This is a genomic window from Nocardioides sp. 1609 (assembly GCF_004522105.1).
Classification (GTDB): Bacteria; Actinomycetota; Actinomycetes; order Propionibacteriales; family Nocardioidaceae; genus Nocardioides.
In genome coordinates this window covers 621054-633808 of sequence record NZ_SPUJ01000004.1, presented here as the reverse complement: position 1 = coordinate 633808, position 12755 = coordinate 621054, and the positions used below count along the sequence as shown (strand labels likewise).

9 protein-coding genes are annotated in these 12755 nt (G+C 69.9%); all 9 read right to left on the bottom strand.

What is annotated here, in order from left to right; genetic code table 11:
* Positions 1-6: 6 nt before the first annotated feature.
* The 9 genes from rpoB to E4623_RS13360 all read right to left on the bottom strand — a co-directional run bounded on the left by rpoB (position 7) and on the right by E4623_RS13360 (position 12755).
* The gene (gene rpoB, locus E4623_RS13400; protein WP_134767002.1) at positions 7-3534 is read right to left on the bottom strand and encodes a DNA-directed RNA polymerase subunit beta; all 3528 of its coding nucleotides are present in this window, start codon (positions 3532-3534) and stop codon (positions 7-9) included.
* Positions 3535-3775: 241 nt separating this feature from the next.
* Entirely contained in the window at positions 3776-4753 is a 978-nt protein-coding gene (locus E4623_RS13395) for a hypothetical protein (RefSeq protein WP_134767001.1), read from the bottom strand.
* On the bottom strand, positions 4750-5448 hold the full coding sequence (locus tag E4623_RS13390; protein ID WP_134767000.1) for a hypothetical protein: 699 nt from the start codon (positions 5446-5448) through the stop codon (positions 4750-4752). Before E4623_RS13390 ends, E4623_RS13395 begins: the two co-directional genes overlap by 4 nt.
* Positions 5445-6740: an MlaD family protein gene (locus tag E4623_RS13385; RefSeq protein WP_134766999.1), complete on the bottom strand. Its 1296-nt coding sequence runs from the start codon at positions 6738-6740 to the stop codon at positions 5445-5447. The genes E4623_RS13390 and E4623_RS13385 overlap by 4 nt, the downstream gene beginning before the upstream one ends.
* The gene (locus E4623_RS13380; RefSeq protein ID WP_167736612.1) at positions 6737-8173 is read right to left on the bottom strand and encodes an MCE family protein; all 1437 of its coding nucleotides are present in this window, start codon (positions 8171-8173) and stop codon (positions 6737-6739) included. Before E4623_RS13380 ends, E4623_RS13385 begins: the two co-directional genes overlap by 4 nt.
* Positions 8170-9369, bottom strand: coding sequence for an MCE family protein (locus E4623_RS13375; protein WP_134766997.1), 1200 nt, complete (start codon positions 9367-9369; stop codon positions 8170-8172). The genes E4623_RS13380 and E4623_RS13375 overlap by 4 nt, the downstream gene beginning before the upstream one ends.
* The gene (locus E4623_RS13370; RefSeq protein ID WP_134766996.1) at positions 9366-10364 is read right to left on the bottom strand and encodes an MCE family protein; all 999 of its coding nucleotides are present in this window, start codon (positions 10362-10364) and stop codon (positions 9366-9368) included. Before E4623_RS13370 ends, E4623_RS13375 begins: the two co-directional genes overlap by 4 nt.
* 55 nt (positions 10365-10419) lie before the next feature.
* The gene (locus E4623_RS13365; RefSeq protein WP_209020661.1) at positions 10420-11472 is read right to left on the bottom strand and encodes an MlaD family protein; all 1053 of its coding nucleotides are present in this window, start codon (positions 11470-11472) and stop codon (positions 10420-10422) included.
* Complete coding sequence (locus E4623_RS13360; protein WP_134766995.1) at positions 11469-12755, bottom strand: MCE family protein; 1287 nt, start codon at positions 12753-12755, stop codon at positions 11469-11471. The genes E4623_RS13365 and E4623_RS13360 overlap by 4 nt, the downstream gene beginning before the upstream one ends.

Sequence of the window (12755 nt, the reverse complement as noted above, 5' to 3'; positions counted from 1 at the left end):
GGCGGCTCACACCTCTTCGACCGAGCTGGGCTCGCGGCGCGACAGGTCGATGCCGAGCTCCTCGGCGGCGCGGAAGACGTCCTCCTCCGCGTCACGGAGCTCGATCTGCGAACCGTCCTGGCTGAGCACCTCGACGTTCAGGCACAGCGACTGCATCTCCTTGACGAGCACCTTGAACGACTCCGGGATGCCCGAGTCGGGGATGTTCTCGCCCTTGACGATCGCCTCGTAGACCTTGACGCGACCGGGCACGTCGTCGGACTTGATCGTGAGCAGCTCCTGCAGGGCGTAGGCGGCGCCGTAGGCCTCCATCGCCCAGACCTCCATCTCGCCGAACCGCTGGCCGCCGAACTGGGCCTTGCCGCCCAGGGGCTGCTGCGTGATCATCGAGTAGGGGCCGGTCGAGCGCGCGTGGATCTTGTCGTCGACGAGGTGGTGGAGCTTCAGGATGTACATGTAGCCCACCGAGACCGGGTCCGCGAACGGCTCACCGGAGCGGCCGTCGAACAGGTCGGCCTTGCCGGTGCCGTCGATCATCCGGACGCCGTCGCGGTTGGGGATCGTCGAGCCGAGCAGGCCGATGATCTCGTCCTCGCGGGCGCCGTCGAAGACCGGGGTCGCGACCTTGGTGCCGGCGGCGGCCTTGTCGGCGTGGATCGAGATCAGCCGCTGCTTCCAGTCGGCGTCGCCGGTCTGGTCGCTCAGGTCGAGGTCCCAGCCCTGCTTGGCGAGCCAGCCGAGGTGGAGCTCGAGGATCTGGCCGATGTTCATCCGGCGCGGGACACCCAGCGGGTTGAGCACGACGTCGACCGGGGTGCCGTCCTCCATGAACGGCATGTCCTCGATCGGCAGGATCTTCGCGATGACGCCCTTGTTGCCGTGGCGACCGGCGAGCTTGTCGCCCACCGAGATCTTGCGCTTCTGGGCGACGTAGACGCGGACCAGCTGGTTGACGCCGGGCGGCAGCTCGTCGCCGTCCTCGCGGTCGAAGACCCGGACGCCGATGACGGTGCCGGACTCGCCGTGCGGGACCTTCATCGAGGTGTCGCGCACCTCGCGCGCCTTCTCACCGAAGATCGCGCGGAGCAGCCGCTCCTCGGGGGTGAGCTCGGTCTCGCCCTTGGGCGTGACCTTGCCGACCAGGATGTCGCCCGTGGTGACCTCGGCGCCGATGCGGATGATGCCGCGCTCGTCGAGGTCGGCCAGCATCTCCTCGGAGACGTTGGGGATGTCGCGGGTGATCTCCTCCGGGCCCAGCTTGGTGTCGCGGGCGTCGACCTCGTGCTCCTCGATGTGGATCGAGGTGAGGACGTCCTCCTGCACCAGGCGCTGGGACAGGATGATCGCGTCCTCGTAGTTGTGGCCCTGCCACGGCATGAACGCGACCAGGAGGTTCGTGCCCAGCGCCATCTCGGCGTTGTCGGTGCACGGACCGTCGGCGATCGGCGAGCCGACCTCGACCCGGTCGCCCTCGGCGACCAGCGGGCGCTGGTTGATGCAGGTGCCCTGGTTGGAGCGACGGAACTTCGCCAGCTTGTAGGTGGTGTAGGTGCCGTCGTCGTTCATCGTCTCGACGAGGTCGGCGGAGACCTCCTTGACCACACCGGCGTGGTCGGCGACGACCACGTCCCCGGCGTCGACGGCGGCGCGGTACTCGATGCCGGTGCCGACCAGGGGCGAGTCGCTCGTGATGAGCGGCACGGCCTGGCGCTGCATGTTGGCACCCATGAGCGCGCGGTTGGCGTCGTCGTGCTCGAGGAACGGGATCAGGGCGGTCGCGACCGACACCATCTGGCGCGGCGAGACGTCCATGTAGTCGACCTCGGCGGCCAGGATCTCGGAGACCTCGCCGTCGCGCTGGCGGACCAGCACCCGCTCCTCGACGAACCGGCCGTCGGAGTCGAGGATCTGGTTGGCCTGGGCGATGATCTGGCGATCCTCGTCGTCGGCGGTCAGGTAGTCGATCTGGTCGGTGACCTGACCGTCGGTGACCTTGCGGTAGGGCGTCTCGACGAAGCCGAACGGGTTGATCCGGCCGTAGGAGGCCAGCGACCCGATCAGGCCGATGTTGGGGCCCTCCGGGGTCTCGATCGGGCACATGCGGCCGTAGTGCGACGGGTGGACGTCGCGGACCTCCATGCCGGCGCGGTCACGGGACAGACCGCCGGGACCCAGCGCCGAGAGGCGACGCTTGTGCGTCAGCCCGGCGATCGGGTTGGTCTGGTCCATGAACTGCGAGAGCTGCGAGGTGCCGAAGAACTCCTTCAGCGCCGCCACGACCGGGCGGATGTTGATCAGCGACTGCGGCGTGATCGCTTCGACGTCCTGGGTCGTCATCCGCTCGCGGACCACGCGCTCCATGCGGGCCAGGCCGGTGCGGAGCTGATTCTGGATCAGCTCGCCCACCGTGCGCATGCGGCGGTTGCCGAAGTGGTCGATGTCGTCGGGACCGACCTCGATGGTGCCGCCCGGCGCCTCGGTCTGGTCCGCACCGTCGTGCAGCAGCACGATGTACTTGATGGCGTTGACGACGTCGGAGATCGTCAGCGTCTGCTTGTCGAAGGCCTCGACCAGGCCGAGCTTCTTGTTGATCTTGTAGCGGCCGACCTTCGCGAGGTCGTAGCGCTTGGGGTTGAAGTAGTAGTTCTTCAACAGCGTCAGCGCGGCCTCACGCGTGGGCGGCTCGCCCGGGCGCAGCTTGCGGTAGATGTCGAGCAGCGCGTCGTCGGGACCCTGGGTATGGTCCTTCTCCTCGGTGAGCTGGATCGACTCGTACTGGCGCAGGTCGGCCATCACGGCCTCGTAGTCGTACTCCTCGCCGGTGTCCTCGGCGACGGCCTGGAGGGCCTTGAGCAGCACGGTGATGTTCTGCTTGCGCTTGCGGTCGAGGCGGACGCCGACCAGGTCGCGCTTGTCGATCTCGAACTCGAGCCAGGCGCCGCGCGAGGGGATCAGGCGCGCGGTGTAGATGTCCTTGTCGGACGTCTTGTCGGCGGTGCGCTCGAAGTAGACGCCCGGGCTGCGGACGAGCTGCGAGACGACGACGCGCTCGGTGCCGTTGATGACGAAGGTGCCCTTGGGGGTCATCAGGGGGAAGTCGCCCATGAAGACCGTCTGGCCCTTGATCTCGCCGGTGTCGTTGTTGGTGAACTCGGCGGAGACGTAGAGCGGGGCGGAGTAGGTGAAGTCCTTCTCCTTGCACTCGTCGACGGAGTACTTGGGGTCGTAGAAGACGGGGTTCTCGAACGAGAGCGACATCGTCTCGGAGAAGTCCTCGATCGGGGAGATCTCCTCGAAGATCTCGGTCAGGCCGGACTTGCGCGAGGTGTCCTCGCCGGCGGCGAGACGACGCTCGACGACGGCGTCCCAGTTCGCGTTGCCGACGAGCCAGTCGAAGGCGTCGGTCTGCAGGGAGAGAAGCTTCGGAACCTCGAGCGGCTCATCGATCTTCGCGAACGAGATGCGGCGAGGATTGCCGGTGTTCGGGTGGGCGGTGCTGGTGGAGCGGGTGGCAGAGGTGCTGCGCGCGGCCAAGAGAGATCCTTCGACGTCAGACGCGGTGGAGAGCGCCGGACCACCACAACATCGCCACCGGGCAGGCAGATGCGTATTTGAGGGCAGGCGCAAAGCGCCACGATACACGATCGGAGGGCGCGCCACAATGCCGGCATGCGCCGTGTCGACGAGCGTGCACCGACTATGACCCGCGGACGGCGCCGGGTCAAGCACCTGCGCCGAACTGCGCCGCTCGGGCGGGTCGCGGGAGGGGACCCGGTCAGGGCGCGTCGTCGGTCTCGCAGGTGCCACCCGGCGCGGTGATCAGGCAGTCGACGAGCCAGTCGCCGCCGACGTCGACCATCTGCATGGTGACCTGGTCGCGCGACACGTCGTCGCGCGTGGCGTTGCGCGTGGGCCGGTCGATGAAGAGCAGCACGTCGACCCGGTCGACGCCGGTGCGCACGATGCCCGACGACAGCACCTGGGTGGTGACGATCGTCCGGGTGGAGGTCGCGTTCGGCTCGATGACACCCTCGAAGAGCTTCGTGTACTCCTCGGCGTAGGCGGGGGTCAGGTAGGGCAGCGCCGCCTGCTGGGTCGCCTCGATCGACCGGTAGTCGTAGGAGAGCATCGGCACGATCGCGGTCTCGGCGGCGGCGCGGGCGGCCGCGACCTCGCGGGCGTCGGGCAGGTCGCCGTCGGCCGAGCTCGAGGAGTCGGCACGGGCCGGCTCCCCCGCTCCCCCGACGAAGGACCACACGGTCGCCACCACGACGAGCAGCGCGAGGACGCCGAGGGCGGCCACCACCAGCAGCGCCGGCCCGCCGTCCCGGGCCCCGTCACCGGACCCGGTCGGGTCGTCGGTCGGGTCGTCGGTCGGGTCGTCGGTCGGGTCGTCGGTCGGGTCGTCGGTCGGGGCGTCGGTCGGGGCGTCGGTCTGGTCGTCGGTCGGGTCGGCAGTCGGGTCGGGGGCCGGGACGTCGGTGGCGGGGCCCGCGACCGGGACGTCGTCCACGACGACGACCGTGACCTCGTCCCCGGCCTCGTCCTCGTCCTCGTCCTCGTCGTCGGCGAGGTCGGCGTCGTGCGCGGCGCGGCGGACCGGGTCGAGGAGCACCTCGGCCGCCCGGTTGCGCTGGCGGAAGCGTCGGTCGGAGGGGTCGAGGTCGGCGATCGAGGCCTTCCACGCCGCCCGGACCTGCTCGTCGGTGGCGTCCGGCTCGATGCCGAGGACGTCGTACCAGCTCGGGGTCATCCTCGCCCTCCCTTGCCACCGGTCGGGTTCTTGCCGGTCGACCCGTCGGGCGGCTCGGTCTCCTCGGCGGGCGACGACGGCGTCGTCGGCTGCGCCTCGTCCTCGAGGCCCACGACCGGCGTGAAGCTGTCGACCAGCCACTCCCCCTCGGTCTCGATGAGGGTCACCTGGTAGCGGAACTGGAGCGGCTCGTCCTCGATCCGACCGTCCTGCTCCGGGTCGGGGTAGGAACCGGACACCGCCCCCGTCACCAGCACCGAGGCTCGGTCGCCCTCGAGCGACTCCAGGCCGGTCGCGTAGAGCTGCACCGTGCGGGCGTACCCGGCCTCCGCGACCGACTGCTCGGCCAGGGTCAGGTTCTCCTCGAAGCTGACCTCCAGCTTGGCCGTCACCAGCTCGCGGACGCCGTCGGCGTAGCCGGGCAGGGCGTTCTGCTCGTCGAGGTCGGAGGGGCCGTAGGTGTTGGTGCGGAGCACGAACTGGTTGGCCCGGCTCATCACCAGCTCTCGCGTCCTGGCGTCGTCGGTGGCGGCGGCCTGCTCGGCCGCCGGCTCCTGGCCGGCGAAGAGCTGCCGGACCCGGTCGCCGAGGTCGCCCTCGGTGTCGGCGGAGAAGCGGAAGGCCAGGACGCCGATGCCGGCGGCGGCGACCACCGCGAGCACGACCGCCAGGACCGTCAGTCGCCGCGCCGTCACGGCCCGGTCATGGGCTCGAGGTACAACCACTTCCACGACTCCCTTCCGAGGGACGGCGGAGCCACGCTACCGGTGGTCGGGAGCGGGCCGGCACCGTCGCCGGTCCAGGTGACCGCGCCGGTCTCCGGGTCGTAGGAGGCCACGGTGGGGGCGTCGTACCCGGTCGCCGCACGCGGTGGCAGGTTCTGGGCACCGCGCGCGTTGGTGACCGACGCCGGCTCGGTGCAGCGGGCGTCCTCGTTCATCGGCGGGTCCTCGAAGCGGTCCTGCGGGCTGCGCTTGTCGGTACCCTCGTAGCCGGCCGTGCAGGGCACCGCGTCGGTGATGACCAGGCCGAAGTGTGCGTCGTACAGCCCGGTGACCGGGTCCTTCGAGGCGACGGTGACGCCGCCCTCGACGATGTAGGGGTAGAGCACCAGCACCTGCTCGATGCCGTCGAGGTGCTGCACCACGACGTTGCCGGTCGTGACCAGGTTGTTGAGGAGGTCGCCGAGCTCGACGCGGTTGTCCTCGATCAGCCCGCGCAGCTGGTTGGCCGCGAACGACCCCTCGTCGATGACCCGGCGCAGGTCGGGATCGGCGTCGGCCAGGGTGCCGCTGAAGAGGGCCAGCTGCTTGGCGAAGGTGCGCAGCGAGCTCTCCGAGAACACCTGGGTCGACAGCACGGTGTTGCTGTCCTCGATCAGCCGGGTGGTGATGTCGAAGTTCTCGTTGGCGGCGTCGATGAACGACGTGCCGGTGTCGATGATCTTCTGCAGGTCGGGCCCGGAGTCCTCGAAGGCGTCGCCGAGCTCGGTCACGGTGGTGCGGAGCGCGTCGCGGTCGACGGAGCCGACCGTGGTCGCGAGGTCGGCCAGCAGGGTCTCGGTGGCGATCGGCGTCCGGGTGTCGGCGTTGGCGATCTCGGCGCCCTCCTCGAGGACGGCGACGCCGTCAGCCGGGTCCACCTTGGGCTGGAGCTCGACGTACTGCTCCCCGACCGCGGACCGGTTGCCGACCAGGGCGATGGCGTCGGCGGGGATGTCGTCGTGCTCGTCGTCGATCTCGAGGACGACGTCGACCCCCTCCTCGGTCAGCTCGAGCCGGTCGACGGTGCCGACGCCCACGCCGCGGTAGGTGACCTCGGCGCCGGCGAAGATGCCGCCGGCCTCGGAGAAGTGGGCGGTCACGGCGTAGGCGTCGTCACGCACCACCTTGTCGAGACGGGCGTAGCGCGCGCCGACGTAGGTGACGCCGACCAGCGTGATGATCACGAAGACCACCAGCTGGGCCTTGGTGCGACGGGTGATCATCGCGTCACCATCCCAGGGGTCAGCAGGGTCACGAGGGCCGGGTCGTAGTACTCCGCCAGCTCGCCGAGCGTGGTCCGGCGGGTGGTGTCGGAGCCGCCGGGCGCCGGGCGGGGGTCGAGCAGCCCGTCGAGGATGTCGCCGAGGTCGGGCACCTCCGGCAGCGGCGGCAGCCCGGGAACGCCGGGCACACCCGGGGTGCCGCCGCCGCCGGTGACGCCGCCGAGGACCCCGCACAGGACGGGGAGCTGCACGTTGGCGCACACCGCCTGGATGACGCCGGCGGGCAGGTCGCGGCACTCGCGCAGCGACGGGGCGTTGAGGCACTCCGCGATCGCGTCCTGGGCGGCCTGGCACAGCCCGTCGAGGTCGATCTGCACCAGGGGCAGGTCGTCGGGGACCGAGCTCAGCGGGTCGCAGGGGATGCCCGGGACGTCGGGCAGGTCGGTGAGGTCGAGGTCGAGCTGGACCGACAGGTTCACGTAGTCGCCCATGTGCAGGTTGCGGGCGACCTGCGGGTCACGGCCGACGACCTCGTCGACGAAGGGGTAGGTGAGGATCGCGTTGAACGAGTTGACGAGGTCGTCGCCGGAGTTCGCGAGCTGCTCGAGCACGGGGTCGAGCAGCCGCAGCGCGGTGACGGTGTCGTCCTTGGACCGGTTGATGACACGCACGCCGACGTCGCCGAGCCGCTCGAGCGAGGTGAGCATCCGCACCAGGTCGCCCCGCTGCCGGTCGATCGAGAGCAGCGCGCTCGGCAGCTCGTCGAGGGCGTTGTCGATGCTCGGCTGCTGCCGGCGCACCTCGATGGAGAGCTCGTTGAGCGACCTGATCGCATCGACGATGTCGGTCTTGTTCTCGTCCAGCTGGGCCATCAGGTCGGCCACCTGCGTGAGGACCGAGCGGAAGGAGCCCTCCCGGCCCTCGAGGGCGTCGTTGACCTCGGTGGAGATCGTGCGCAGCTTGTCGATGCCGCCGCCGTTGAGGACCAGGCTGAGTGCCCCGAGCACCTCCTCCACCTCGGGGTTGCGGCCGCTGCGCTCGAGCGGGATGACCGCGCCGTCGGCGAGCCGGCCCCGGCCACCACCGGCGGGGGCGGCCAGCGACACGAACTTCTCGCCGAGCAGGCTGGTCTGACGGATCGAGGCGACGGCGTCCGCGGGCAGCTCGGTGTCGTTGCGGAGCAGCAGGGTCACCTCGGCGTGGTAGCCCTCCAGCTCCACCGACGTCACCCGCCCGACGGCGACGTCGTTGACCCGCACGTTCGACTGCGGCACGAGGTCGAGCACGTCCTCGAACTCGACGGTGACCGTGAGGGGGTCCTCGCCCACGTCGGTGCCGCCCGGGAGCGGCAGCTCGTAGACGTCGAAGTCGCAGCCGGACAGCACGACGCTGCCCAGGACCAGCGCGACCAGGGTGCGCACGAGGCGGTTCACCTCTCGCCTCCCGAGGTCGTGGTCGTGGTGGTGGTGGCTCCGGCGGTCGCGCCGGTCGGCACGAAGCCGCCGAGCGTCGGGTCCGACGGGTTCTCGTACAGCGATCCGGTGCCGGGCCCGAAGGTCGCGGCCCGCGGGAGCGGGAGCGTCTGGATGAGGTCGCACACGTCGCCGTTCTCGTCGTTGGCGCTCACCAGCGCGCACAGCACGGCGGCCGGGTCGGAGGTGATCTCGTTGACGAGGTTGGAGATGTTGGCGTTCGTGTCGAGGGTGCCGGTGTCGGGGTTGTAGGTCAGCTGCAGGTTGTTGAGGGCCAGCGGGGCGACCCGCAGGGTCTCGTCGAGGGCCTTGCGCTGCTTGACCAGGACCTTGGCGACGCGGTTGAGGCCGGTGATGTTCTCGCTGAGGATCTCCCGGTTCTCCCGGACGAAGCCGGAGACCTGGTCGAGGGCAATCCCGAGGTTCTCGAGGGAGCCGGCGAGCTCCTTGCGCTCCCCGGCGAGCAGCGTGGACACCCGGCCGAGGGAGTCGTTGAAGTCGCGCACCGTCTGGTCGTTGTCGGCCAGGGTGGTAATGAACTTCTGCAGCTCGGCGGCGGCGCCGAAGAGCTCCTCCTTGTTGTCGTCGAGCGTCTCGCTGAGCCGGCCGACGTCCTCGATGGTCTGGTTGAACTGCTCGCCCTGGCCGCCGAAGTTGTCGGCGGTGACCTGGAGCAGGTCGGTGAGCGCGCCGTCGGCGTTCGCGCCGTTCGGCCCGAGGGCGACGGTGAGCCGGTCGAGGCTGGAGTAGATCTCGTCGAGCTCCAGCGGCACCTGGCTGAGCGTCTCCAGCTCGGCGCCGTCGGCCATCTCGGCGCCCTCGGTGTAGGCCGGCGTGAGCTGGACGTAGCGGTCGCCGACGATCGCCGGGGAGACGATGACGGCCTTCGCGTCCCGCGGTAGCCGCACCTCGGGGTCGTAGGTCATCACGACCTTCACCCGGGTGCCCTCCGGGGTGATCGACTCGACCTCCCCGACCGGCACACCCAGGACCCGGACGTCGCTGCCCTCGTAGAGCGAGACGGTGCGCGGGAACCAGGCGGTCACCGTCTTGTCCTGCTCACCGTCCTGGAACAGCGTCAGGCCGGCCGCGGCCACGAGCATCAGCAGGACGAGCGGGACGACGGCGCGTCGCAGGCTCAGGGCTCCGTCACTCATCCGCCCAGCCCTCCGTTCGGGATGTTGGGGATCGGGGGCAGGTTCTGGATGTAGGTGTCGAACCACGGGCCGGTGCCCAGGGTGTTGGCGAAGACGCGGTAGAAGGGCGCCATCAGCCGCAGGCTGTTGTCGAGGTTGTCCTCGTTCTTGGTGATGACGTCGACGACGCTGTCGAGCTGCTGGAGCGCCGGCGCGAGGTCGGACCGGCTCTGCCGCACCAGCCGGGTCAGCTCGGTCGAGAGGGTCCGGGTGCCGACGAGCAGGTCGTGCAGCTGCTGGCGGCGCTGCAGGAGCGCCTCGAACAAGGTGTCGGCGTCCTCCATGAGCGAGACGATGTCCTCGTCGCGGTCGTCGAGCACGGTCGAGACCCGCTTCAGGTTCTGCAGCAGCGAGTTCAGCTCGTCGTCGCGGTCGGCGAGGTTGGAGGACAGCCGGGACAGCCCGTCGAGGGCCCCGCGGAACTCCTCCGGGGTGTTGCGGGTCAGGTCGGCGAGCACCGAGAGGGACTCGGCCAGCTGGTCGGTGTCGATGCCCGGGTCGGTCTCGCCGTCCCCGATGGTGTCGGCCAGCCCCTCGAAGGCCTCGGTGACCGAGAACGGCTCGCTGGTGCGCTCGGCGGGGATCACCGAGTCGGCCTCCAGCTGGTCGTCGCCGGCGGGCTCGAGCGAGAGGTACATCGAGCCCAGCAGGGTCTTCACCTGGATCGAGGCGCCGGTCTCGGCGCCGAACTGGGCGTCGGTGTCGACGCGGAAGGTCACCTTGACCTTGCCGCCGTCGAGCCCGATCTCCTCGACCTTGCCGACCCGGACGCCGGCCAGGCGGACCTCGTCGTTGGCCTTGAGCCCGCCGGCGTCCTCGAACAGGGCGTGGTAGGTGTCGCCGCCGCCGATGAGCGGGAGGTCCTGCGCACGGAACGCCGCCAGGAGCAGCAGCACGATCACCATGATGCCGGCGGCGCCGACGACGACGGGGTTGCGGTCACGGAAGGGCTTCACCGGGGTCCCCGATCGATGGGTCGCGGGAGCAGCGGGGCGGGGCGGGTGGGGTGGTTCATCCCAGGTCACACCTCTCGGCGCCGAGCTGGACGTTGACCGGCGGCAGGTCGAGGCCGGGCAGCCGGACGCGGCCCTTGAAGTCGCAGAGGTAGAAGTTGAACCACGAGCCGTAGATGGCGGTCCGGCCGATCTTCTCGAGCTTGATCGGCAGCACCTGGAGCGCCCGGTCGAGCTCGGCCTTGTTGTCGTCGATGTTCTTCGTGAGCCGGCGCAGCTCCTTGATGTCCTCGACGAACGGCGGGCGCACCCCCTGGACGAGGTCGGCGGTGGCGGTGGTGAGCTGCGTGATGCCCTCGAAGGAGTCCAGGATCGCCCGGCGGTCGCTCTTGAGGCCGGCGACGAGGGTCCGGAAGTTCTCGATCAACGCCGAGAGCTGGGTGTCCCGGTCGGCGATGTGGTCCAGGACGTAGTCGAGGTTCTCGAGCAGCTGACCGATGACGGCGTCCCGGTCGGCGAGCGTCGAGGTGACCGAGGCGGTGCTCTGGAGCAGTCCCTCGAGCGTCCCGCCCTCGCCCTGGAAGACCTGGATGACCTCGAACGACAGCTTGTTGACGTCGTCGGGCGAGAGGGCCTGAAACAGCGGCTTGAAGCCGTTGAAGAGCTGGGTGAGGTCGAGGGCCTCGTCGGTGCGCGAGGCGGGGATGGTGGCGCCCGCGTCGAGGACGCCGTCCTCGCCGATCCCCTGGCTCAGCGAGAGGTAGCGCTGCCCGACGAGGTTGCGGAACCGGATCGCGGCGAACGTCGACTCGGTCAGCTCGGTGCCCTTCTCGACGGTGAAGCTGACCTCGGCCATCTTGTCGGGGCCGCCCTTGGTGCCGTCGACGACCTGGATGTCCTTGACGGTGCCGACCCTCACCCCGGCGATCCGGACGTCGTCGCCCTCGACCACCCCGGTGACGTCCTCGAAGACCGCCTTGTAGTCGCGCGAGCCCTGGAAGCTGATGTTGCCGATGACGATGACCAGCAGGCCGGTCGCCATGATCGTGACGAGCATGAAGATGGCGAGCTTGACCGTGGCCGAGAGCGTCTTGGCGTCGAGGATCCTCACTGCACCGACACCTCCGCACCCCGGGCCATCGGGCTCATCAGCAGCGGCCCGAGGTCGCCGACCTCGTCGGCGGTGACGCCGAGGCCGGGCGCGAGGAGGTCGCGGTAGAGGTCGTACTCACCGACGCTGCCCTGGAACCCCGTCCCGTCCCGCAGGAGGTACGGCGTCCCGACGCGGGTGGTGCCCTTGCCGGTGGGGCGGTCGACACCGTCGTCGAAGTCGGGGATCCGCTTGACCGGGTTGGCCTGGTCCCACGGGGGGTCGGGCAGGTTGAGGCAGGTCGGGCCGCCGCTCACCGAGACGCGGGGCCGGTCGTCGACGTCGTACTTGCGCGGCTGCCGCGGCAGCGTCTCGAGCACGATGTGCAGCTTGAAGTTGCGGAACGCCTCGGCCTGCCCCGCCCCGGCCCGGACGATGCCGCCGGTCAGGCACGGGAACTCGGTCGAGTAGCGGGCCAGGAGCCGCAGCTGGGCCACCCCGAGCTCGCCGAAGCGGACGATGTTCTCCTCGTTGTCGGCCAGGAACGTGCGGGCGCTGTCGGAGAAGCCGGCGACGTCGACGAAGAGGTCGTTGAGCTTCTTCTCGCGGTCCTCGAGGGTGCTCGTGGTGACCACGGCGTTGTCGAGGGTCTCGGCGACCTCGGGCAGGATCTCGGTGTAGATGGCGGCGACGTCGGAGGTCAGCCGCAGGTCCTCGACCAGCTCCGGGATGCGCGGGTTGAGCCGCTGCAGGTAGCCGTCGAGGACCTCGACGCTCTCGCCGATCTGCTCGCCGCGCCCCTCGAGGGCGGTCGCCAGGGCGGTCAGGGTCTTGTTGATCTCGGCGGGCTGCACCGTCTCGAGCAGCGGCAGCAGGTCGTTGAGCACCGCCTCGACCTCGGTGGACACCACGGTCCTGGTGATCGTGTCGCCCTCGGCGAGGACGCCGTCGGCCCGGTCGGGGATGACGAGCGAGACGTACTTCTCGCCGAACAGCGTCTTGGGGACGATCGAGCCGGTGACGTTCGCCGGGATCATGTCGATCTTGTCGGGGTAGATCCCGAGGGTCACCGAGGCGCCGTCGGCGTCGGCCTCGTAGTCGAGCACCTCGCCGACCAGGACGCCACGCAGCTTGATGTCGGCGCGCTTGGGCAGCTGGAGCCCGATCGAGGAGGTCTGGAGCTGCACCTCGTCGTACTGGACGAACTTCTTGGTGAAGATCGCGAAGGTCAGGTAGACGCTCGCCAGCAGCAGCGTCAGGAAGACGATGCCGAGCACGCGGGGACGGGAGAGCACGGAGGTCAT